This window comes from Streptomyces griseus, assembly GCF_900460065.1.
GTDB lineage: Bacteria > Actinomycetota > Actinomycetes > Streptomycetales > Streptomycetaceae > Streptomyces > Streptomyces griseus.
In genome coordinates, this window is record NZ_UAVD01000008.1 from 50,483 (window position 1) to 73,432 (window position 22,950).

Below are 22,950 nucleotides of genomic sequence, written 5' to 3' on the forward strand. Positions count from 1 at the left end.
CGCGTGGTGCTCGGTTCGCGCTACATGAACTTCTTGAACTCGTCCGGGAGCTCGAAGTTCTTGCCGTCCTGTGCGGGCAGGCCGAGCGCGCCGCCGCCCTGGGCGGCCTGCTCGCGGCGCTCCGCGGCGGCGGCCTCCTCGGCCTTGCGCTTCATGGGGTTGCCGCTCTTGCGCTTGCCCTTGGCCTGCTTGACCTGCTTCTTCTGCCGACCGGGGCCACCGCCCATGCCGGGCATCCCCGGCATCCCGGGCATGCCGCCGCCCTGGGCCATCTTCGACATCATCTTGCGGGCCTCGAAGAAGCGCTCCACCAGGCTCTTGACCGCGGAGACCTCGACGCCCGAACCCTTGGCGATACGGGCCCGGCGGGAGCCGTTGATGATCGTCGGCTCGGCGCGCTCCTTGGGCGTCATCGACTTGATGATCGCGGCGGTGCGGTCGATGTCGCGCTCGTCGATGTTGTTGATCTGGTCCTTGATCTGCCCCATGCCGGGCAGCATCCCGAGCAGCTTGGAGATGGAGCCCATCTTGCGGACCTGCTCCATCTGGGCCAGGAAGTCGTCGAGGGTGAAGTCCTTCCCACCCTTGCTCGACTGGAGCTTCGAGGCCATTTTGGCGGCCTCTTCCTGGCTGAACGTCTTCTCCGCCTGCTCGATCAGGGTGAGCAGGTCACCCATGTCGAGGATGCGGGAGGCCATCCGGTCCGGGTGGAACGCGTCGAAGTCCTCCAGCTTCTCGCCGTTCGACGCGAACATGATCTGCTTGCCCGTGACGTGGGCGATCGACAGGGCCGCGCCACCGCGGGCGTCGCCGTCGAGCTTGGAGAGCACCACGCCGTCGAAGCCGACGCCGTCGCGGAAGGCCTCGGCGGTGTTGACCGCGTCCTGGCCGATCATCGCGTCGACGACGAAGAGGATCTCGTCGGGGCTGACGGCGTCGCGGATGTCCGCGGCCTGCCGCATCAGCTCCTGGTCGATGCCGAGGCGGCCGGCGGTGTCGACGATCACGATGTCGTGGACCTTGGCCTTGGCGAACTCGATGGAGTCCTTGGCGACCTGGACCGGGTCGCCGACGCCGTTGCCCGGCTCGGGGGCGTACACCGCGACGCCGGCGCGCTCGGCGACGACGCTCAGCTGGTTGACGGCGTTGGGGCGCTGGAGGTCACAGGCGACGAGCAGCGGCGAGTGGCCCTGGCCCTTGAGCCAGAGGCCGAGCTTTCCGGCGAGCGTCGTCTTACCGGCGCCCTGGAGGCCGGCGAGCATGATCACGGTGGGCGCGGTCTTGGCGAACCGCAGCCGCCGGGTCTCGCCGCCGAGGATGGCGACGAGCTCCTCGTTGACGATCTTGACGACCTGCTGGGCGGGGTTCAGCGCCTGGGAGACCTCGACGCCGCGCGCCCGCTCCTTGACGTTGGCGATGAAGGCCCGGACCACGGGCAGGGCGACGTCGGCTTCGAGCAGAGCGATACGGATCTCGCGTGCCGTGGCGTCGATGTCCGCCTCGGACAAGCGGCCCTTGCCCCTGAGGTTCTTGAAGGTCGCGCTAAGGCGGTCGGAGAGAGTATCGAACACGGCGCTCGTCGGTCCTCAGGGTCGGGGTCAGGGGCTGGTCAATCGCCCTCCAGGGTATCGGTCCCCCGGGGAACGCCAAGCCCTCGCCCGGATACGGAGCCGGGCGAGGGCTTCGGTGGACTGTTCCGCGGGTCAGCCGAGCGCCTTCTCGACCTCCCCGGCGACCTCCGCGGCCCGGCCCGGGGACAGCGGCTCGCCGTCGGCCCCGGTGACGTAGAAGGCGTCCACGGCGTTGGCGCCGAGGGTGGAGACATGGGCGCTCCGCACCCGTACGGCACTTCCTTCCAGGGCGTTGCCGATCCGGTGCAGCAGGCCCGGGGCGTCCTGGGCGCGGACCTCGATGACCGTGGCCCGCCGGGAGCCCGCGGCGGCCACGGTGACCCGGGGCGGCGGGGCCTTGACGCCCCGCCTGCGCGGATAGGCGGCCTCGCGCTCGGCGAGGCGGGCCCGGATGTCCAGGGAGCCCTCCAGGGCGCGTACGAGGTCGGCGCGGAGGCGGGCGGCCTCCGGGAGCGATCCGTACTCGGCGGCGACCCGCCAGCTGAGCAGCAGCAGGTCCGCCTTCTCCCCCACCTCGTTGGGCAGCTCCACCGCGCGCAGGTCGGCGGCGCGCACGGTGAGGCGGTGCAGGGCGAGGACTCCGGCTGCGGCGGGCAGGACGCCGGGGCGGTCGGGCAGGGCGATGAGGAGTTCGACGCCGACGGGTTCCACTTCGCCGTCGCCGGCGGGCTCCTCGGGCTGGGTGTGCAGGGCGAGGACGGGTTCGCCGGTGCGCAGGGCCTCGATGGCGAGGCGTTCGTGCTCGGCGCTGGGGGCCTCGTCGTCGGGCTCGTCGGGGAACTCCCCGGCGAGCACGGCTCCGACCCGTTTGACCAGGTCGGTGACGAGGGAGGCCCGCCAGGCGGACCAGGCGGCGGGGCCGGTGGCGAGCGCGTCGGCCTCGGTCAGGGCGTGCAGCAGTTCCAGGGTGGAGGTGGTGGAGACGGCTTCGGCCACCGACCGCACGGTGGCGGGGTCGTCGAGGTCGCGCCGGGTGGCGGTCTCGACGAGCAGCAGATGGTGGCGTACGAGGGTGGCGATGACGCCGACGTCGTGCTTGTCGAAGCCGATCCGGGTGGCCATGTCCCGGGCGATGACCTCGCCGGCCACGGAGTGGTCGCCGGGCCAGCCCTTGCCGATGTCGTGCAGGAGGGCCGCGACCAGGAGGAGGTCGGGGCGCTGGACGCGCCGGGTGAGGAGGGAGGCTCGGACGGCGGTCTCCACGAGGTGCCGGTCGACGGTCCAGGTGTGGACGGCGTTGCGCTGGGGGCGGCAGTGGACGCGTTCCCAGTCGGGCAGCAGCCGGGTGATGATCCCTTCCGCTTCTAGTGCCTCCCAGACCCCGACGGTGGCCTCTCCCGCGCCGAGGAGGGTGACGAGTTCCTCGCGTGCCTCGGGGGGCCACGGGACGGGCAGCGGCCGGGCGGTGGCCGCCAGGTGGCGGACGAGGTGGCGGGAGAGCGGGAGTCCGGCCTCGGCGGCGGCAGCGGCGGCGCGCAGGGTGAGGACCGGGTCGCGTTCGGGGCGGGCGGCGCGGGCGAGGACCACTTCGCCGTCCGCGTCCACCACGCCGTCCGCGAGCGGGGTGCGCTCGGGGGCGGTCCTGGCGCCGAGCCCGCCGCTGAGCAGGGCGCGCAGCCTCGGGCGGGCGGAGCGGGCGCGCAGCACCCGGTTGACCTCGCGCCAGGTGACGTCGGTGGCGTAGGAGACGGTGCGGGCGGCCTCGTAGACCTGGCGCAGCAGTACGTCGGCGTCGAGGAGGCCGAGGGCCCGGGCGACCTGGTCCTGTTCCTGGAGGGCGAGGCGGTCGGTGGCGCGCCCGGTGGTGAGGTGCAGGGCGTCGCGGGCGTCCAGGAGGGTGCGGCGGGCCCGGTCGAGGCCTTCGCGGGGGGCGTCGGCGACCCAGGAGGCGGCGACCGCGCGCAGGGCGGTGGCGTCGCGGAGGCCGCCGCGGGCCTCCTTGAGGTCGGGTTCCAGGAGGAACTGGAGCTCGCCCGTCCGCTCCGCGCGCTCCTGGCAGAGCTCGTGGAGGGCGGGGAGGCGTTTGGGGGCCTGGTTGCGCCAGTCGGCGAGGACCGCGGTGCGCAGGGAGGCGACGAGCCCGAGGTCCCCCGCGACCGGGCGGGCGTCCAGCAGGCCGAGCTGGACCTTGAGGTCCTCGCCCGCGGTCTTCCGGGCCTCGCCGGGGGTGCGTACGGAGTGGTCGAGGGCCAGGCCCAGGTCCCAGACCGGGTACCAGAGGGCGTCGGCGAGGGCTCCGAGGGCCGCCGCGTCGGCGCTGCCGTCGTGCAGGAGGAGCAGGTCGAGGTCGCTGCGCGGGGAGAGCTCGCCGCGGCCGTAGCCGCCGACGGCGACGAGGGCGGCGCCGCGCACCCCGGCGCGGGTCGCGGCGGCGGTGAACAGGCCGGTGAGCCAGTCGTCGGTGAGGCCGGCGAGGGCCGCACGGCGCGGCGGCCCGGACCGCGCCTCCTGCTGGAGGAGGCGCAGCCGGGCCGCCGCGTAGCCGCTGGGTCCCGAGCCTTCGGTTTTGGTGGTCACTTCGGTACGCGTCACCCGGCTGCCTTCCGTTCGTGGGCCGTCGGTCAGAGGGCGTCCGGGCCGCGCTCGCCGGTCCGGACGCGGACGGCGGTCTCGACCGGGACGCTCCAGACCTTCCCGTCACCGATCTTGCCGGTACGGGCGGCCTTGACGACGACCTCGATGAGCTGTTCGGCGTCCTCGTCCTCGACGAGGACCTCGATGCGGATCTTGGGGACCAGGTCGACGGTGTACTCGGCGCCCCGGTAGACCTCGGTGTGGCCGCGCTGACGCCCGTAACCGCTGGCTTCCGTGACGGTGAGCCCCTGGACGCCGAAGGCCTGGAGGGCCTCCTTGATCTCGTCCAGCCGGTGGGGCTTCACGACCGCGGTGATGAGCTTCATGCGTCCACCTTCTTTGCCTTCGGTGCTGCCGTCGGGGCCGTCGCGGGGGCGGTGGTGCGGGAGACCGTGCCGCCGCCGGCGCCGCTGAAGTCGTACGCCGTCTCGGCGTGCTCGACCTGGTCGATGCCGGAGATCTCGTCGTCCTCGGAGACCCGCATCCCGATGGTCCGGTCGAGCAGGAGGGCGATGAGGGCGGAGACGACCAGAGAGTACGCGAGGACGGCGACGACGCCGATGGCCTGCTTGCCGAGCTGTTCGAGGCCGCCGCCGTAGAAGAGGCCCTTGGCGTCGGACTGGACGCCGCCGGTGGCGAAGAAGCCGACCAGGATGGAGCCGATGATGCCGCCGACGAGGTGGACGCCGACGACGTCGAGGGAGTCGTCGTAGCCGAACCTGTACTTCAGGCCGACCGCCATGGCGCACAGGACACCCGCGATGACGCCGATCGCGATCGCGCCGAGCGGGGAGACGGAGCCGCCCGCCGGGGTGATGGCGACGAGTCCGGCGACCGCGCCGGAGGCGGCGCCGAGCGTGGTGAAGGAGCCGTGGCGCAGCTTCTCGTAGGCGAGCCAGCCGAGGACGGCCGCGGCGGTGGCGACCTGGGTGTTCAGGAACATGACCGCGCCGACGCCGTCGTCGTTGCCGAGCCAGGACCCGGCGTTGAAGCCGAACCAGCCGAACCACAGGAGGGCCGCGCCGAGCATGACGAGCGGCAGGCTGTGCGGCCGCATCGGGTCCTTCTTGAAGCCGACGCGCTTGCCGATGACCAGGATGACGCCGAGGGCGGCGGCACCGGCGTTGATGTGGACGGCCGTACCGCCGGCGAAGTCGATGACGCCCATCTCGAAGAGCCAGCCGCCGGCGCCCCAGACCCAGTGGGCGACGGGGAAGTAGACGACGGTGACCCACAGGACGATGAACACCGCCCAGGCGGTGAACTTCACCCGGTCGGCGAGGGCGCCGCTGATCAGGGCCGGGGTGAGGACGGCGAACATCAGCTGGAAGACGGCGAAGACGTAGACCGGGATGGTGTAGCCGTCCCAGAGTTCGGTGACGCCGATGTCGCCGAGGCCGACGTAGTCGGAGCTCCAGCCGATGACCGAGCCGACGTCGGTGCCGAAGGCGAGGCTGAATCCGTAGAGCACCCACAGGACCGTGACGATCCCGAGGCTGATGAAGCTCATCATCAGCATGTTGAGGGTGCTCTTGACGCGGACCATGCCTCCGTAGAAGAAGGCCAGGCCGGGGGTCATCAGCATCACCAGGGCCGAGCAGATGAGCATGAACCCGGTGTTGGCGGCAGACAGCTCGGGGGCGTCTGCGGCAAGCGTCGTGATGCCTGGGGGCATCGGCGTCTCCTCGTCGTCGGTGCGGCCGCGGCGTGCGGGGGAATGCTGCGGAACCACGGGGAAGGTGCGGGACGGCCGGGTGGGTCGGTGCGGCCGGTTATGAGCCATGAGACTGACCGAGCGCCGTTTCCGGGGATGCCGCACGATGTTTCGCGAGCGTGACGAAGCGGGACGGCGTGTTACGGCGACATGAATGCGCGGTGGCACGTCCGGTGCCCTGCCCGGGTCTTTCGCCCGGCCCGATCCGGACGGGGGCCCCTGGGCCGCGGCGGGGGCCGCATACGGTGCGGTGGAACCGCCCGGGAGGCCGGGGAAACACGAAACCGGCCACGGCGGCCCTCCGGGTGACCAGGCGATGGGGGAGCCGAGTCGGGCTGTACGGAGGGCGCCGCGGCCGGGGCCGGGGTGCCGGTCAGACCGCTTCGGCGGTCTCCGGCAGCTGCTCGTGGAGCAGCTCGGTGAGCCGGGCCACGTCGGCGACGTCGCCGAAGTCCCGGGCAGCGGTGTCGACGGTCTTGCGCAGGCGGGTGTTCACCCGCTCGGAGCGGACCTTCTTGGCGATCTTCAGCGCGCGGGCGGCGAGCACGGTGGACTGTTCGGGCTCGCGCTGGAGCAGGTGGACGGTGGCCATGCCGATGAGGTTGAGCGCGTAGGAGCGCTGGTGCTCGTCGTCCTCGCCGAACAGCTCGACGGCCTTGTCCATGACGGGCTGGGCGAGCGAGGCGTACGTGGGGCTGCGGCCGGCGACGTAGGCCAGGTCCCGGTAGGAGTGGGCGTTCTCCCCGTTCAGCTCGGCCTCGGAGAAGAAGCGGATCCAGTCGGGCTCCGGCTCGCCGTCCAGACCCGCGTCCAGGAAGGTGTCCTCGGCCATCCGGACGGCCCGCTTGCACTTGCTGGGCTGGCCCATGTTGGCGTAGGCGCGCGCCTCCATCGCATACAGCATCGCCTGCGTGCGGGAGGTGGCGCAGTCGCGGCTGCCGTACTGCGCGAGGTGGATCAGCTCCAGGGCGTCGTCGGGGCGGCCCAGGTGGATCATCTGGCGGCTCATGCTGGACAGGATGTAGCTGCCGAGCGGCTTGTCCCCCGCCTCCTTGGCGGCGTGCAGGGCGAGCACGAAGTACTTCTGGGCGGTGGGCTGGAGGCCGACGTCGTAGCTCATCCAGCCCGCCAGCTCGGCCAGTTCGGCGGCGCAGCGGAAGAGGCGCTGGGCGGTGGGCCCCGGCTGGGGCTCCTGGAGCAGGTCGGTGACCTCGTGCAGCTGCCCGACGACGGCCTTGCGGCGCAGTCCGCCGCCGCACTGGGCGTCCCACTGCCGGAACATCGCGGTGGTGGACTCCAGCAGGTCCAGCTCGGGCCGGGAGAGCCGGGAGGGGCGGTGGGCGGCGGCCTGGGGCTCCGGCTCGCCGGGGCTCCGGGCGGGCACGGGCACCAGCCAGCGCTGCATCGGCTCGATGAGGGCGGGCCCCGCGGCCAGCGCCAGCGAGCTGCCGAGGAAGCCGCGCCGGGCGAGCATCAGGTCGCTGCGGGAGAACTCGCTGAGCAGGGCGACGGTCTGGGGTCCGGCCCAGGGCAGGTCGACCCCGGCCACCGAGGGTGACTGGTGGGCGGTGCGCAGTCCGAGCTGTTCGATGGCGACGACGGTGCCGAAGCGCTCCGAGAACAGCTCGGAGAGGATGCGCGGGATCGGCTCGCGCGGCTGTTCCCCGTCGAGCCAGCGGCGCACCCGGGAGGTGTCGGTGCTGATGTGGAGGGCGCCCATCTGCCGTGCCCGCCGGTTCACCTGACGCGCCAGCTCGCCCTTGGACCAGCCACTGCGCACGAACCACGACCCCAACTGCCCGTTGGGCCGCTTCCCGGCATCCGTGTCGCCTGCGCCGCTGCCACTCACTGGAACGCCCCCATCCCGCCGATACCTCTCCGCGCGAACCATTATCAGAATGCCGTGCATCAGTGCTGCCCGTAAGGGAGTTGAGACCTCATCAACCTCACGGGAACTTCACCGAACATCACCGAACAGGAAATCGGGTTGCCCGCGGCATACCCGAGGGTGCACATACTTCCAGGGTTCGTGTACCGACGGTAATCCTACGATCACCCCTCCCGCGAGGGGGATTGAGGAAACGCCACCATTCGCCACCCCTTCGAATGAACCCGACTGCCGCTGAGCGCGCTTGACTTGAGCCACCAGGACCGAGAGCGAGCGGATGGACGCACTCGGGGGCGCGCACTCCGTGGCGCGCTCCCTTTCGCACTACCGCGCACGCCACTCGATCGAGTTTCAGCGACGGAGGGTTACCCGAGCGACGCGGGTCGTAACCACCGACGAGCCGGACCCGTTGGAGGGGGCATGGGCTTCACGATCGGCGGCATCCGGGAGATGCGATCCGGGGCGCGGCGACGCCACCGCGGCGCCGCGGGTACGGCGGTGGGCGAGTACACGGGTCTGTGGGGCTGGGCGGTGACGCCCGGAGCACGGGCCGAGGCCGGCTCCTGCTCGTGCGGCGAGCCGGCCTGCCCGGCCCCGGGGGCCCATCCACTGGACTTCGCCCGGGAGGTCCCGGCGGGCACCGGCCTGGACCGAGCGTCGGACGCCTGGGCCGAGACTCCGGGAGCGGCGATGCTGCTGCCCGTGGGCCGCGCCTTCGACGTCCTGGAGGTCGCGGAGCAGGTGGGCCGGCGCGCCCTGGTCCGGATGGAGCGGATGGGGCTGCCGTCGGGGCCGGTCGCGGTGACGCCGACCGGCCGGGCCCAGTTCCTGGTCGCCCCCGGGGCCGCCGCCGAGCTGCCCGCGCTGCTCTACCGGATGGGCTGGGACGACGCGGGCCTCGATCTGCGCGCCTACGGCCCGGGGACCCACATCACCGCCCCGCCCTCCGACCTCGGCGGCCTGGGCCCGGTCCGCTGGCTGCGGCCCCCGCTGCTGGACACGGCGGCCGCTCCCCCGCGGGCGCGGCTGCTGCTGGGGACACTGGCGTACGTCTGCCACCGCTCGTAACACCCGGGCGGCGGGCCGCTCACGGACCCGGGCGGCACGCCCCCCGGGCGGGCACGGGAACGGCGGACGGGCGGGAACGGCGGACGGGCGGCAGGCTCCCCGTTGGAGCCGCCGCCCGTCCGCCGTACCGGATGCGAGGTGGGTCAGTCGCCGATCAGCGCGTCCACGAAGGCGCCCGGCTCGAACGGGGCCAGGTCGTCCGCTCCCTCGCCGAGGCCGATCAGCTTCACCGGCACGCCCAGCTCGCGCTGGACCGCGATGACGATGCCGCCCTTGGCGGTGCCGTCCAGCTTGGTCAGGACGATGCCGGTGATGTCCACGACCTCCGCGAACACCCGGGCCTGGACGAGGCCGTTCTGTCCGGTGGTGGCGTCGAGGACGAGCAGGATCTCGTCCAGCGGGCCGTGCTTCTCCACGACGCGCTTGACCTTGCCGAGCTCGTCCATGAGGCCGGTCTTGGTGTGCAGCCGGCCGGCGGTGTCGATGAGCACGACGTCCGCGCCCTCGGCGATGCCCTCCTTGACCGCGTCGTAGGCGATCGACGCCGGGTCGCCGCCCTCGGGTCCCCGGACCGTACGGGCGCCGACCCGCTCGCCCCAGGTCTGGAGCTGGTCGGCGGCGGCGGCGCGGAAGGTGTCGGCCGCGCCGAGCACCACACTGCGGCCGTCCGCGACGAGCACCCGGGCCAGCTTGCCGGTGGTGGTGGTCTTGCCGGTGCCGTTGACGCCGACGACCATGACGACGCCGGGGGTCTCGGCGCCGCCCTCGGTCTTGACCTCGCGGTCGAAGTCCGGGCCGAGCAGGGTGATCAGCTCCTCGCGGAGCAGGGTGCGCAGTTCCTCGGGGGTGCGGGTGCCGAGCACCCGGACGCGCTCACGGAGCCGCTCGACCAGTTCCTGGGTGGGGGCGACGCCGACGTCGGCGGTGAGGAGGGTGTCCTCGATCTCCTCCCAGGTGTCCTCGTCGAGGTTGTCCCGGGAGAGCAGGGTGAGCAGCCCCTTGCCCAGTGAGTTCTGCGAGCGGGCGAGCCGGGCCCGCAGGCGGACGAGCCGGCCGGCCGTGGGTTCGGGGACCTCCAGCGCGGGGGCCTCGGGGGCCTCGGCGACCGGGGCCTCCTCCGCGGGCGCGGTGGCGTCCGGCAGGCCGACTTCGTCGATGGTGCGCCGCGCTTCGTCGCGCGGCGTCTCGGCCTCCTCGCCGACCTGCGGTTCGGCGGGAGGGGTGATGGTCGGCGCGCTCGGCGGCGGGGGCGGCAGCTTCTTCTTGCGGCTGCCGACCACGAGCCCGCCGACCAGGCCGACAGCGACCAGGGCGATGACTACAGCGAGGATGACGATTTCGACGAGTTCCATAACCCGTCCAGTATCGGCCACGGCCGTGCCGCGGGCGCGGCCCCTGCTGACCCCCGGCGATCCATCAGGGCCATATGCACCTTTTGGCGGTAATGCGAACGCCTACCCCTACACTTCTGACGCCTCGTCAGCTATGGTGCCGCCGCCTGCCCGCCTCGGCGAAGGGACGCCTCGGATGGCCTTCACAGTGGTCCGGTTCAATCTCGTCGATCCAGCAGCCACGCCCGTATCGCTCTCGGCCCGCTATCGCGCCGCCCTGGAGATGGCTGCGTACGCGGACGAGCACGGCGTCGACACGGTGCAGACCGAGGAGCACCACGGCGTGGCGAACTCCTGGCTGCCCTCCCCGTTCGCCTTCGCCGGAGCGGTCTTCGGCGCCACCCGCCGGATCGCGGTGACCGTCTCGGCGATCATCGGCCCGCTGCACGATCCGCTGCGTCTCGCGGAGGACATCGCGGTGCTGGACCTGCTGAGCGCGGGGCGGCTGGTGACCGTCGCGGGGATCGGCTACCGCCCCGAGGAGTACGAGCGGGCCGGGGTCGAGTGGCGGCGGCGCGGCAGGCTCCAGGACGAGCTGCTGGAGACGCTGCTGTCGGCGTGGACCGGGGAGCCGTTCCCGTACCGGGGGCGTACGGTTCGCGTCACCCCACGCCCCTACACGCGCCCCCACCCGATGCTGCTGGTCGGCGGCAGCTCGCGGGCGGCGGCGCGGCGTGCGGCCCGGCTGGGGCTGCCGCTGTTCCCGAGCGCGCACCTGCCGGAGCTGGAGGCGTACTACCAGGAGCAGCGGGCGGCCCACGGGACCGAGGGCTTCTGCATGATGCCCGCGGCCGAGACGCCGCTGCTGCACGTGTCGGAGGATCCGGACCGCACGTGGGCGGAGTACGGCGAGCACTTCCTGCACGAGGCGCGGACGTACGCCTCGTGGCAGTCCGAGGACATCCGCTCGGCGGTGCGGTCGGCGGCGACGACGGTGGCGGAGCTGCGCGAGGAGGGGGTGTACCGGATTCTCACGCCGGACGAGCTGGCCGGGCTGGAGGCGGACTCGCTGGTGCTGCATCCGCTGTGCGGCGGGATGCCGGTGGCGGAGGGATGGCGCAGCCTGCGGCTGTTCTGCGAGGCGGTGGCCCCGAAGAAGCCGGACGCCCCGGCCCGGGGGCGGGCCGGGGCGTCCGCATGAGAAGGAGAGGGGCGGCGGGGGGCCGGACGCCCCCTACCCCATCTCCTCCAACGCCTTGCCCTTGGTCTCCTTCACGAACTTGAGCACGAAGGGGATCGAGAGCACGGCGAAGCAGGCGTAGATGATGTACGTCCCCGAGAGGTTCCAGTCGGCCAGGCTCGGGAAGCTGGCGGTGATCGCCCAGTTGGCGATCCACTGCGCGAACACGGCGACGCCGAGGGCGGCGGCGCGCAGGCGGTTCGGGAACATCTCCCCCAGGAAGACCCAGACGACGACACCCCACGACAGGGCGAAGAAGAGCACGAAGACGTGGGCGGCGACCAGGGCCGTGGCGCCCTGGGCGGTGGGGAGCTTGCCGTCGACCAGGTCGGCGGAGAAGGCCCAGGCCTCGACGGCGAGCGCGACCGCCATACCGATGGAGCCGACGAGGGCGAGCGGCCTGCGGCCCACCCGGTCGACCAGCACCATCGCGATCACCGTGCCGATGATGTTGATGATCGAGGTGGTGAACGAGTAGAAGAACGAGTCGGTCGGGTCGATGCCGACGGACTGCCACAGCGTCGCCGAGTAGTAGAACGCCACGTTGATGCCGACGAGTTGCTGGAACATCGAGAGGCCGATACCGACCCAGACGATCGGCAGGAAGAAGAAGCGGTTGCCGAGCAGGTCCTTGAAGGAGGACTTGTGCTCGCGGTGCATGGCCGTCTCGATCTCGTTCACCCGCGCGTCGAGATCGATCTTGTCGCCCTCGACCTCTTCGAGGATCTTGCGGGCCTCGGCCTTCTTGCCGACGGAGATGAGGAAGCGGGGGGACTCGGGGATGGCGAAGGAGAGCAGCCCGTACAGGACGGCGGGGACGACCATCACGCCGAGCATCCACTGCCAGGCCTCCAGGCCGAGGATCTTGCCGCGCTGGTCGCCGTCGGCGATCTGGAGGACGGCGTAGTTCACCAGCTGGGAGATGGCGATGCCGATGACGATCGCGGCCTGCTGGAAGGAGCCGAGCCGGCCGCGGTAGGCGGGCGGGGAGACCTCGGCGATGTAGGCCGGGCCGATCACGGAGGCCATGCCGATGGCGAAGCCGCCGATGATGCGCCAGATCGCCAGGTCCCAGAGCGCGAACGGCAGCGCGGAGCCGATCGCGCTGGCGGTGAAGAGCACCGAGGCGATCTGCATGCAGCGGATGCGGCCGATCCGGTCCGCGATCCGCCCGGCGGTGGCGGCGCCGATCGCACAGCCGATCAGCGCGATGGCGATGACCTGGGCGAGCGTGCCGGAGCCGATGTCGTACCGGTCGCGGATCGCCTCGACGGCCCCGTTGATGACGGAGCTGTCGTAACCGAAGAGGAAGCCGCCCATCGCGGCGGCGGCGGTGATGAAGATGACATGGCCCAGGTGGTCCGGATGGGCCGCCCGGGCCCCGGACTCGGGTCCGTTCGCAGTGCTGGTCACGTGAACTCCTGATGCCTGGCCGCAAGTCAGACGTGGGGGGTGAGCCTTCCCAGTGGGGCACAACATCCGGCCCGCCACCACTTGAAGACGAAATCGACTTTGGAGAGGCTATTTATTCAAGAAACGAAGTCAAACAGGGGGTCGATCCCCGTGTACCCAGGAGTGCACAGAAGGTGCGTTGAACTTCTGATGATTCGGTAAAAAGTCAGCGCAGCCGCTGGCTGATGACCTTCGAGACCCCGTCACCCTGCATGGACACGCCGTACAGCGCGTCGGCGACCTCCATCGTCCGCTTCTGGTGGGTGATCACGATCAGCTGGGAGCTCTCCTGGAGCTCCGCCATGATCCGGATCAGCCGTTGCAGGTTGGTGTCGTCGAGCGCGGCCTCGACCTCGTCCATCACATAGAACGGGCTGGGCCGGGCCTTGAAGATCGCCACCAGCAACGCCACCGCCGTCAGGGACCGCTCGCCGCCCGACAGCAGGGAGAGCCGCTTGACCTTCTTGCCCGGCGGACGCGCCTCCACGTCCACCCCGGTGGCGAGCATGTTGCCCGGATCGGTCAGGACGAGCCGCCCCTCGCCGCCGGGAAAGAGCCGCGAGAAGACCCCCTCGAACTCACGGGCGGTGTCCCGGTAGGCCTCCGTGAAGACCTGCTCGACCCGCTCGTCGACCTCCTTGATCACCTGGAGCAGATCGGCCCGGGTCTTCTTCAGGTCTTCAAGCTGCTCGGAGAGGAACTTGTGCCGTTCCTCCAGCGCCGAGAACTCCTCCAGGGCGAGCGGATTCACCTTCCCGAGTTGCTGGTACGCCCGTTCGGCCGACCGCAGCCGCTTCTCCTGCTCGGCCCGCAGATACGCCTTCGGCCGGTTGCGGGGGTGGTCCGGGTCCTCCGGCAGCTCCTCGCCCTCGGCGGCGGGCGACGGCGGCACGAGCTGGTCCGGCCCGTACTCGGAGACCAGCCCGGCAGGCTCCACGCCCAGCTCCTCCAGGGCCTTGGTCTCCAGCTGTTCGATCCGCAGCCGCTTCTCCGCGCCCAGCACCTCGCCCCGGTGGACCGAGTCGGTGAGCTTGTCCAGCTCGCCCTTCAGCCCCCGGCCCCGGTCGCGCTCGACGGCCAGCTCCCGCTCCCGCTCGCCCTTCGCCGCCTCGGCCGCCGTGCGCTCCCGGTCGGCCCGTACGAGGGACACCTCCACGTGCGCCAGCAGCTGACGGGCGCCCGAGGCCACGGCGGAGGCGACCTCGGCCTCGTACCGCAGCCGGGCCCGGCGCCGCTCGGCACGGGTGCGCGCCTCCCGTTCCGCGCGGGCGGCCCGGTCCAGCGAGTCGGCGCGGCCGGCCAGCGCTTTGACCCGCTCCTCGTGGGTACGGGCCTGGAGCCGGGCCTCCATCTCGGTCTGGCGGGCGTTGGCCCCGTCGGCGGCGAGCCGGTCCCGCCGGGACGTGTCGGGCTCCTCCTCCGTCGGGGCCTCCTCGGCGACCAGCAGCCGCTCCGCCAGCTCCTCGGCCTCCTCCGTCGCCCGCTCCAGGGCATCCTGGGCGCGGGCGGCGGACGCGGTCATGCGCTCGGCCTCGCCGGCCGCGCCCCGCGCCTGCCCGGCGAGCCGCCCCAGCTGCTGGGCGACACCGGACTTCTCCCGCTCGGCCGTCCGCCGGCGCTCGGCCAGCTCCTCGACGAGCGCCGTCCGCTCCGTGCGCCGCTCCCCCGCCAGTCGCTGGGCCTCCGCGAGCTCCTCGCACCGCACCGCGAGCTCGGCCAGCTCGGCGGCGGCCTCGTCGACGGAGGCCTGCACCTCCAGAAGGCTGGGCGCCCCGGCCGACCCGCCGTGCGCGAAGTGGGCGGAGAGCACGTCGCCCTCAGCGGTCACGGCGGTGATCCCGGGGTGCGCGGCCACCAGTTCCTCGGCCTCCTCCAGCGTCCCGACGACCACCGTGTCCGGTACGAGGCCGCGTACGGCCCCGAGCAGCGCGGCGGGCCCGCGCACCAGATCGGCGACGGCGGGCGCGGCGAGGGCGGTGGTCGTCCCGGCACGGTCCGCAGGATGCGCCTCGGCGTCCGGGCCGCTCCGCGCCCCCGAGCCGGCGCCCGCGCCCCCCTGTGCGGGCAGCACGGCGGGCGCCGGGCTCTCCGCCGTCTCCCGTGCAAAGGTCTGCTCCGGCACGTGCCGGGGCGCGGCGGCGGCGCCGTCCGCGAGCTCCGCGCCGAGCAGCATCGCCGCGCGCCCCGCGTCCCGTTCGCGCAGCAGCCGGATCGCGTCGGCGGCCGTGGCCGGGTCCGTGACGGCCACGGCGTCCGCCGCCGCGCCGAGGGCGGCGGCGACCGCGATCTCGTAACCGGGCTCGATGGTGAGCAGTTCGGCGGCCGGGCCGAGGAGTCCGGCCGGCCGGTCCCGGTCCCCGAGCAGCGCGCCCGTGCCGTCCTTGCGGCGCAGCCCCAGGGCCAGCGCCTCGTGCCGGGCCGCGACCGCCGCCCTTCTGCGCTCGGCGGCGGTCGCCTCCTCGCGCGCCGCGCTGTGGGCCGCCCGGTCCGCGGCGAGGGCCCGCTCGGCCTCCTCGTGGCGGGCGGTCAGCTCCTCGTCGGCGCCGTCCAGTCCCTCGACCTCGGCCTTGAGCTGCTCGTACTCCTCCTGGGCGCTCGCCGCGCGCTCCTGCGCCTCGTCGCGGGAGGCGGCCAGCCGGTCGATCTCGGCCTGAGCCGAAGCCGCCCGGCCGCGGGCCGCGTTGACCTGGCCGTTCAGCCGGGCGAGCCCCTCGCGCCGGTCCGCGATGGCGCGGGCCGCGTCCTTGAGCCGGCGTTCCTCGGCGGCCAGCTCGCGCTCCAGATCGGCGCGGTGGGCGACGGTGTCCTCCAGCGCGTGCTCGGCCGCCTCCAGGGCCGCCGTCAGCTCCGCCTCCTGCTCCCGGATCCGGGCGGCCTCGCGCTCCAGGTCCTCGGGGTCGCGGCCCCGACGCTCCTCGGCGGGCGCCTCGGAGGCGCTGCGGACCCGGGCGTCGGCCAGCGAGACCGTGCCGCGGACCCGCTCGGCCAGCTGGGACAGCTCGTACCAGGTCTGCTGGGCGAGCTGGAGCCGGGGCGCGAGCCGGCGCACCTCGCCCTCCAGCTCGGCCTCGCGGGCGAGCGCCGTCCTCAGCTCGGCCTCGGCCGCGTCCTTGCGCTTCTTCAGCTCCGCCTCGTCGGCGATCTCGTCGCGCAGCGCGACCCGCAGGGTCACCAGGTCGTCCGCGAGGAGCCTGAGCCGGGCGTCGCGCAGGTCGGCCTGGATGACGGCGGCCCGGCGGGCGACGGCGGCCTGCCGGCCGAGCGGCTTGAGCTGGCGGCGCAGTTCGTCGGTGAGGTCCTGGACCCGGGCCAGGTTGGCGCCCATCGCGTCCAGCTTCCGCAGCGCCTTCTCTTTCCGCTTGCGGTGCTTCAGGACGCCCGCGGCCTCCTCGATGAAGGCCCGGCGGCCCATCGGGTCGGCGTGCAGCACGGAGTCCAACTGGCCCTGGCCGACGATGACGTGCATCTCGCGCCCGATACCGGAGTCGGAGAGCAGTTCCTGGATGTCGAGCAGCCGGCAGGTGTCGCCATTGATCTGGTATTCGCTGCCGCCATTGCGGAACATGATCCGAGTGATCGTCACTTCGGCGTACTCGATGGGCAATGCGCCGTCGGAATTGTCGATGGTCAGCGACACTTCGGCGCGGCCGAGCGGGGGCCGCCCGGTCGTCCCGGCGAAGATCACGTCTTCCATCTTGCCGCCACGCAGGGATTTGGCGCCCTGTTCCCCCATGACCCAGGAGAGCGCGTCCACCACATTGGATTTGCCGGATCCATTGGGACCGACGACGCAGGTGATCCCCGGTTCGAACCGCAGGGTGGTGGCGGACGCGAACGATTTGAAACCACGCAGGGTCAGGGCCTTGAGGTGCACGCCGCCGGACTCTACCTTTCGCACTCGGTTTCGCTGATGAAGGTGCAGGGCACATCAGACGGTAAGCGAACGCCGGTACGTCCGGGACGGGGGGCGGGCAAAGAAAAAGGGACGCCGAGGCGTCCCTGTGAATCTTGCTGGTGTCTGCGTGAATCCAGCTGCCGGTCCTGCGTCGGCGCATCGCACGACGACCGGACAACGGCATCCCCGGCAGTGCGGGGACCCCGGTGTTCGGGGACGGCGATCCGTGACGCAGAACGAATCAGAGAGGTTCCGAGGCTACTGAGCGTGCCCGGCCCGACCGGCCCGAGGGGCCAGGACGGTCAGGTCAGCGCAGGCTCGCCCTGGGGTACGTCGATGTCGATGCTGTCGAGCAGCGACTCCTGGTGCTGGGCGGCGGCGTTGAGCGCGTCGTTCTCGTCCTGGATCCGGTTGAGCTCGGATTCCAGGTCCTGGACGCGCTGCTGGAGCCGTCGCATCTCGGCGAGGAGTCGCGGGTCGGAACCGCCGACGTAACCGAGAAGCGCCTTTGCCATGATGGATGGTCCTCCACAATGAGTGACCGACCGATGCGGTGTGGGTCGTCTGGGGATCGCACCCGCGGTGCTCGGCAGGGCTCTGTCACCACTGCGGTTCTGCTGCTAATCAGCTCTACCGAACAGCTAAGGTGCGCGGGGTTTTCAGCGTCTCACCAAAAAGTTTGACGGTCAACACGATCACACCCTGTGTACCCGGGTGTCCCGGGGGCGCGCTGCCGGACGATCATGCGGCGCGGCTCTCCTGCGGGACCCCGAGGGGTGCGCGGATCTTCGTCAATGCCGCAGCTTGGCACGACATCGGGTATCTGGCAACCATCGGTCGCCACCGGGTCCCGCCGCAGGTCATTTCGGGTGCGGGGACCGCACGGGCGTTCCGGTGACCGTTCGGCACACGGCGCCGGCCGAGCGGCTCGGGCGGCCGGCGCGAGGCGCGGTCAGCGGATGGCGAATCCGTCGTATCCGCCGCGCGGGGTGTCCCAGATCTCAGTCACTCCGTCCACGCGCCCGGGTGTGTCGTCGGACCGCAGCCAGTCCAGCAGACGGTGGCAATTGTCACGCGGCCCCTCGGCCACGATCTGCACCCTGCCGTCGTCCAGATTGAGGGCGAACCCGATGAGGCCGCCGATCTCCAAAGCATTTGCCCTGGTGAACCAGCGGAAGCCTACTTGCTGTACTCGGCCGCGTACCCAGACGACGAGGCGCGCTTCTTCGTTCATGCCCGAACGCTAACCGGCCAATTGCCCGTGAAGCACGTCGCCCCCTTTCGGCCATGGGCTACAGTCCCGTCGGAACAGCCTCACTCGATCGGGTGAGCATCGGATGGATGTCGACGGAAAGTCGATCAAGCAACGGCATTCACCCGGCGTGCCATCGAATTCGATCGACGAGGCAGTCGAGCGACGTCGCCAGGACGTCCGGAGCACCAGGAAGGCACAGCGCATGGGACGCCACCGACGATCCGCCGCAGGCCCCGCCGCTGAAGAACCCGCGGCCGGAGGCGCTTCGCGGCGCCGGGGCACTCGGCGCAAGAAGTCCGCCGTGCCGATCCGCACCGGCCTCCTCGGCGTCTCCGCGGCCGTGGCCGTCGGCGCGGTCGCCGTCGCCTCGGGCCTGCTCCCCGGCGGCGACACCTACACCTCCGGCAACACCACCGCCGCCGACCAGGTCCGCACCGGGGGCGCACCGGACCTGCTGACCCAGGGCGGCAGCTCCACCGCGCCCGCCGACCGGTCCGCCTCGCCGACCAGCCGGGGATCCGAACGCCCGGAGGCGCCGAGCGGGTCTCCGTCGAAGACACCGTCCAAGACGCCCTCGGCCTCGCCCTCGAAGACCCCGTCGAAGTCGTCCGCCCCCGCCACGTCGAAGAAGCCGGCGGCCACCCCGTCCCAGAAGGCGAAGACGCCCGCCGCCCCGAAGGCCCCGGAGCAGAGCAGCGCCCCGGCGAGCAGGACCCCGGCACCGCCGAAGACCTCCGCCGCCCCGCCGCCCAGCAAGAAGCCGAGCCCCTCCCCGACCGACGCCTCCGCACGCAGCGAGGTGCTGGCGCTGGTGAACGAGGAGCGCGCGAAGGTCGGCTGCTCCCCGCTCTCCACCAGCGCCCCGCTGACCTCGCTCGCCCAGAACTTCAGCGAGGACATGGCGGCCCGCGGCTTCTTCGACCACACGGACCCGGACGGCGACACTCCCTGGGACCGGGCCGCGCAGGCCGGCGTGCAGGGACTCGGCGCGGAGAACATCGCCCGCGGCCAGGCGGACGCCCGGGCCGTGATGGAGGGCTGGATGAACAGCGAAGGCCACCGGGCGAACATTCTCAACTGCGACTACAAGACCATCGGCATCGGCGTCCACGAGGGCTCCGGCGGCCCGTGGTGGGTCCAGAACTTCGGCTTCTGACCCCGGAACGCGCTTCGCCCCCACGCTCGGAGCGTGGGGGCTGTCCGCGTCCGAAGCCGGTCAGCAGTCGACCAGGCCCAGGAACGTGTTGAACGGGGCGGCCGGCTTGACCCACTGGGTCACTTCCTGGCCCGGCTGCAGAACGTGACACGCGGGCTGCGGCCCCGACGGGGACGTCACCTGGAAGGTCGCCCTCACCCGCTGCGGTGTCCCACAGGCATGGGTGATCTCGACGCCCATGTGGCCGAACACCTCGGGTATCACCACTGCGGTGACGCAGTTCGGCACCGCCGCCCCCGCGGCGGACGCCGAGGCGGGGGAGACGGCGGCCAGGGTCATGCCGCTCACGGCAACCGCCGTGGCCACGGCGACCTTTCGCCTGATCTTCGCCAGCACCATGTCCATACCTCCTCGTCGGGAGGCACCAGTCAACGGCGCGGCACCCTGCCGGAGAAGGCCACATCGAAAACCTCTACGCGGCTACGGGCGGCGTGGGCGCTTTCGTCCGAACAGCGCTCTCCCGCAGTGAGCACTGCGCGAGAGTAAGGTGTCGTCATGGCCAGCGATACGGACCGCCTCGCGTTCGACGTCTTCTCCCGGGAGTGCCCCTCGCGCTCCACGCTGGAGCACGCCACCGGGCGCTGGGGCAGCCTGACGCTCGGCGCCCTGTACGAGGGGAGCCTCCGGTTCAACGAGCTGCGCCGCAGGGTCGACGGGGTCAGCGAGAAGATGCTCTCCCAGACCCTCCACGCGCTGGAGCGGGACGGGCTCGTCCTGCGGGAGGCCCAGCCGGTCAACCCGCCCCGGGTGGACTACGAGCTCACCGCGTTCGGGCGCGAGGTCACGGAGAAGCTGCTCGGGCTGATCCGGTTCGTCGAGGGTCGGATGGACGACGTGCTGGCCGCCCGGACGCGCTACGACGAGGCGCGCGGCGGGCGCTGACAGCGCGGGCAGTAGTAGCTGGAGCGGTTCATCCAGGCGCGGCGGCGCATCGGGGTGCCGCACCGGTGGCAGGGCTCGCCCTCCCGGCCGTACGCGTCGAGCGACCGGTCGAAGTAGCCGGACTCGCCGTTCACGTTGACGTACAGGCTGTCGAAGCTGGTGCCGCCCTGGGCGAGTGCCGCGTTCATGACGTCGCGGGCGTGTCCGAGCAGTTCGGCGGACCTGGGGCGGGTCAGGGTCGCGGTCGGCCGGTCGTAGTGCAGCCTGGCGCGCCAGAGCGCCTCGTCCGCGTAGATGTTGCCGACCCCGCTGATCAGCGACTGGTCGAGCAGGGCGCGCTTGACCGTCGTACGGCGCAACCGCAGCGCGGTGTGGAACGCGGCGTCGTCGAAGAGGGGGTCGAGGGGGTCCCGGGCGATGTGCGCGATGGTCTCCGGCAGGCCGTCAGGGGTGTTGGCGTGCAGCGAGAGGCCGCCGAAGGTGCGCTGGTCGACGAAGCGCAGTTCGGTGCCGAGCGCGTCGTCGAACCGCATCCGGATCCGCAGGTGCTTCTCGTCCGGCGCGTCCGCCGGCCGCACCAGCAGTTGCCCGCTCATGCCGAGGTGCCCCAGCAGCGAGGCGGACGCCTCGTCGATCGGCACCCAGAGGTACTTGCCGCGGCGCATCGCCGCCCCGAAGCGGGCTCCGGCCAGCCGGGCGGCGAAGTCGACGCCCCCCGCGAGGTGCCGGCGGACCGCACGCGGGTGCAGGACCTCGACCTCGCTGACGGTGCGGCCGCTCACCCAGCGCTCCAGGCCCCGGCGGACCACTTCGACCTCGGGCAGCTCAGGCACGGTGCACTACTCCAGACACGACGACGGGCGGGGGTACGGGAGCGGGTCCGCCACCCGGCCCACTCCCCGGGACGGGGAAAACCCCCCGGTGCGCTCGGCACCGAGGGGTTCCCGTTTCGCTTCAGGCCGGAGCGGCGTCCGTGTGCGGCGACGGATCGGCAGGGGTGTCGGCGGCCCCTCCGTCGGCAGCGGACTTCTCCGCGGCCTGCCGTGCCTCCGCGGCGGCGCTGATCTCGCGCCAGGCGGACTCGGCCGCCTGCTGCTCCGCTTCCTTCTTGCTACGGCCGGTGCCGGTGCCGTACGAGACACCACCGACGCGAGCGGCAGCAGTGAAGGTCTTCTCGTGATCCGGACCGGTCTCCGTGACGAGGTACTCGGGGACTCCGAGGCTCTCGCTCGCGGTGAGCTCCTGGAGGCTGGTCTTCCAGTCCAGGCCGGCACCGAGGTTCGAGGACCTGTCGATCAGCGGGTCGAAGAGCCGGTGGACCAGCTCCGAGGCCGCGCTGAGGCCCTGGTCGAGATAGACCGCGCCGATCACTGCTTCCAGTGTGTCGGCGAGGATGGAAGCCTTGTCCCGGCCCCCCGTGCCCTCTTCACCGCGGCCGAGCCGGATGAAGGAGCCGAGTTCGAGGCCGCGGCCCACTTCCGCAAGCGCACGCGAGTTGACCACCGCGGCCCGCAACTTGGCCAGCTGGCCTTCGGGCAGGTCGGGGTGGGTGCGGTACAGCGTGTCCGTGACCACCAGGCCGAGCACCGAATCCCCGAGGAATTCGAGCCGCTCGTTGGTGGGCAGACCGCCGTTCTCGTATGCGTACGAACGGTGGGTCAGCGCACGCACCAGAAGGGCGGACTCGAGGTGATACCCGAGCCGCCCTTCCAGAAGCGTGTGGGACGAGGCTGTGTTGACGTTGTCTGCCTGCTTCTTGGCGCTGGACAACTCAGACATCGGGCCTCTCACCAGCCGCTCAGACCTCGAGGACCTGGCGCTTGTTGTAGGTGCCGCAGCTCGGGCACGCGATGTGCTGGAGCTTGGGCTCCTGGCAACGCTCACACGAAACCAGGGTGGGGACCGCAGCCTTCCACTGCGACCGGCGGTGGCGCGTGTTGCTGCGCGACATCTTCCGCTTCGGAACAGCCACGGCTACTTCTCCTGCTTCTCGTCGACGCCCGGTTCGGCGCCGCCCATGTTGTCCTTCTCGCCGTCCTGAACGGTCTCGGCGAGTCCTTGCAGTGCCGCCCAACGGATGTCGACGGCGTCGTGGTGGTGGCCCGGATTCTCGTCCAGCCTGATTCCGCATTCGGAACACAGACCGGCGCAGTCCTCCGAGCACACCGGCTGCATGGGCAGTGCGAGCACTACCGCGTCACGCAGCATGGGTTCGAGGTCGAACAAGCCGTCCTCGAGGAAGAACCTGTCCTCGTCGTCCTCGGCGTCGTCGGCCGGTTCCGCCGCAGTGCTGCGGCCCCGGTCATCGGCGTCAGGGTACGAGAACATTTCCTGGAAGTCCGCGTCGACCTCTACGGTCAGCGGCTCCAGACACCTTACGCACTCCCCCTCGGCGGTTGCACGGGCGGTGCCTGTGACAAGCACCCCTTCCATGACCGATTCGAGGCGGAGGTCCAGCTCCACGGGTGCGCCTTCCGGCACGCCGATGACGCCGTCGATGCCCAGGACCGGTGAACCGGGTGCTTCCACCGAGCGGGACAGCCGCTTCATGGCACCGGGACGCCGGCCCAGCTCGTGCGTATCGAACACGAGGGGGTTGCGGTGGTCGAGGTGGCCGTTCAGGGCTTTTCCTGCTTTCGAGATCATGGGTGTCGTCCTGCGAAGGGAGGGCCGTCTACGGTCCGGGGACGAACCGTCTCCGTTCCGTGGACGAAACGGGCAGCCGAGATCGCGGACCTGTGTGCGACCGAGGATTCAGGATACTGGACGGACCGCTCAGCACCCAATCGGGTCGGCCCGCCCGG

19 protein-coding genes are annotated in these 22,950 nt (G+C 71.8%); 4 read left to right on the forward strand and 15 right to left on the reverse strand.

Annotation, left to right across the window (positions count from 1 at the left end):
• Window positions 1–20 precede the first annotated feature (20 nt).
• From ffh to nsdA, 5 genes are all read right to left on the reverse strand, one after another.
• Complete coding sequence (gene ffh / locus DTB53_RS04685; protein WP_012378847.1) at window positions 21–1,571, reverse strand: signal recognition particle protein; 1,551 nt, start codon at window positions 1,569–1,571, stop codon at window positions 21–23.
• 132 nt (window positions 1,572–1,703) lie between these two features.
• On the reverse strand, window positions 1,704–4,163 hold the full coding sequence (locus tag DTB53_RS04690; RefSeq protein ID WP_012378848.1) for a [protein-PII] uridylyltransferase: 2,460 nt from the start codon (window positions 4,161–4,163) through the stop codon (window positions 1,704–1,706).
• A 29-nt stretch (window positions 4,164–4,192) separates the two neighbouring features.
• Window positions 4,193–4,531, reverse strand: a complete 339-nt coding sequence (locus tag DTB53_RS04695) for a P-II family nitrogen regulator (RefSeq protein WP_003965965.1) — start codon at window positions 4,529–4,531, stop codon at window positions 4,193–4,195.
• Window positions 4,528–5,880, reverse strand: a complete 1,353-nt coding sequence (locus tag DTB53_RS04700) for an ammonium transporter (RefSeq protein WP_012378849.1) — start codon at window positions 5,878–5,880, stop codon at window positions 4,528–4,530. The genes DTB53_RS04695 and DTB53_RS04700 overlap by 4 nt, the downstream gene beginning before the upstream one ends.
• 412 nt (window positions 5,881–6,292) lie before the next feature.
• Window positions 6,293–7,768, reverse strand: a complete 1,476-nt coding sequence (gene nsdA, locus DTB53_RS04705) for a transcriptional repressor NsdA (RefSeq protein WP_012378850.1) — start codon at window positions 7,766–7,768, stop codon at window positions 6,293–6,295.
• A gap of 459 nt (window positions 7,769–8,227) precedes the next feature.
• Here nsdA and DTB53_RS04710 point away from each other — a divergent pair, with 459 nt between their 5' ends.
• Complete coding sequence (locus DTB53_RS04710) at window positions 8,228–8,875, forward strand: bifunctional DNA primase/polymerase (RefSeq protein ID WP_012378851.1); 648 nt, start codon at window positions 8,228–8,230, stop codon at window positions 8,873–8,875.
• A gap of 143 nt (window positions 8,876–9,018) precedes the next feature.
• Here DTB53_RS04710 and ftsY read toward each other — a convergent pair whose 3' ends face one another.
• Window positions 9,019–10,227 (reverse strand): signal recognition particle-docking protein FtsY, encoded by a 1,209-nt coding sequence (gene ftsY, locus DTB53_RS04715; protein ID WP_012378852.1) that lies wholly within the window; start codon window positions 10,225–10,227, stop codon window positions 9,019–9,021.
• 175 nt (window positions 10,228–10,402) lie between these two features.
• Here ftsY and DTB53_RS04720 point away from each other — a divergent pair, with 175 nt between their 5' ends.
• A complete protein-coding gene (locus DTB53_RS04720) occupies window positions 10,403–11,407 on the forward strand; it encodes an LLM class flavin-dependent oxidoreductase (RefSeq protein ID WP_003965970.1) in 1,005 nt (334 codons plus the stop codon).
• A gap of 33 nt (window positions 11,408–11,440) precedes the next feature.
• Here the strand turns inward: DTB53_RS04720 and DTB53_RS04725 are convergent, their stop codons facing one another.
• From DTB53_RS04725 to DTB53_RS04740, 4 genes are all read right to left on the reverse strand, one after another.
• Window positions 11,441–12,859 carry a sugar porter family MFS transporter gene (locus DTB53_RS04725; RefSeq protein WP_003965971.1) on the reverse strand — a complete coding sequence of 473 codons (1,419 nt, stop codon included), beginning with the start codon at window positions 12,857–12,859 and terminating at the stop codon, window positions 11,441–11,443.
• Window positions 12,860–13,064: 205 nt separating this feature from the next.
• Window positions 13,065–16,772, reverse strand: a complete 3,708-nt coding sequence (locus DTB53_RS04730) for an AAA family ATPase (protein WP_012378853.1) — start codon at window positions 16,770–16,772, stop codon at window positions 13,065–13,067.
• 323 nt (window positions 16,773–17,095) lie between these two features.
• Window positions 17,096–17,308, reverse strand: coding sequence for a hypothetical protein (locus DTB53_RS04735; protein WP_003965973.1), 213 nt, complete (start codon window positions 17,306–17,308; stop codon window positions 17,096–17,098).
• A 437-nt stretch (window positions 17,309–17,745) separates the two neighbouring features.
• Window positions 17,746–18,027: an acylphosphatase gene (locus DTB53_RS04740; RefSeq protein WP_003965974.1), complete on the reverse strand. Its 282-nt coding sequence runs from the start codon at window positions 18,025–18,027 to the stop codon at window positions 17,746–17,748.
• 223 nt (window positions 18,028–18,250) lie between these two features.
• Between DTB53_RS04740 and DTB53_RS04745 the strand changes: the two genes are divergently transcribed.
• Window positions 18,251–19,204: a CAP domain-containing protein gene (locus DTB53_RS04745; RefSeq protein ID WP_012378854.1), complete on the forward strand. Its 954-nt coding sequence runs from the start codon at window positions 18,251–18,253 to the stop codon at window positions 19,202–19,204.
• Between the two features lie 60 nt (window positions 19,205–19,264).
• Here DTB53_RS04745 and DTB53_RS04750 read toward each other — a convergent pair whose 3' ends face one another.
• Window positions 19,265–19,603: a hypothetical protein gene (locus tag DTB53_RS04750; protein ID WP_106431760.1), complete on the reverse strand. Its 339-nt coding sequence runs from the start codon at window positions 19,601–19,603 to the stop codon at window positions 19,265–19,267.
• Window positions 19,604–19,759: 156 nt separating this feature from the next.
• Between DTB53_RS04750 and DTB53_RS04755 the strand changes: the two genes are divergently transcribed.
• Window positions 19,760–20,146 carry a winged helix-turn-helix transcriptional regulator gene (locus DTB53_RS04755; protein WP_012378856.1) on the forward strand — a complete coding sequence of 129 codons (387 nt, stop codon included), beginning with the start codon at window positions 19,760–19,762 and terminating at the stop codon, window positions 20,144–20,146.
• Here DTB53_RS04755 and mutM read toward each other — a convergent pair.
• From mutM to DTB53_RS04775, 4 genes are all read right to left on the reverse strand, one after another.
• Window positions 20,119–20,979, reverse strand: a complete 861-nt coding sequence (gene mutM, locus DTB53_RS04760) for a bifunctional DNA-formamidopyrimidine glycosylase/DNA-(apurinic or apyrimidinic site) lyase (protein WP_012378857.1) — start codon at window positions 20,977–20,979, stop codon at window positions 20,119–20,121. The genes DTB53_RS04755 and mutM overlap by 28 nt on opposite strands.
• A gap of 121 nt (window positions 20,980–21,100) precedes the next feature.
• Window positions 21,101–21,925, reverse strand: a complete 825-nt coding sequence (rnc, locus tag DTB53_RS04765; RefSeq protein WP_012378858.1) for a ribonuclease III — start codon at window positions 21,923–21,925, stop codon at window positions 21,101–21,103.
• Window positions 21,926–21,944: 19 nt separating this feature from the next.
• On the reverse strand, window positions 21,945–22,118 hold the full coding sequence (gene rpmF, locus DTB53_RS04770; protein WP_003965982.1) for a 50S ribosomal protein L32: 174 nt from the start codon (window positions 22,116–22,118) through the stop codon (window positions 21,945–21,947).
• A gap of 2 nt (window positions 22,119–22,120) precedes the next feature.
• Window positions 22,121–22,792: a YceD family protein gene (locus DTB53_RS04775; protein ID WP_003965983.1), complete on the reverse strand. Its 672-nt coding sequence runs from the start codon at window positions 22,790–22,792 to the stop codon at window positions 22,121–22,123.
• Window positions 22,793–22,950 lie beyond the last annotated feature (158 nt).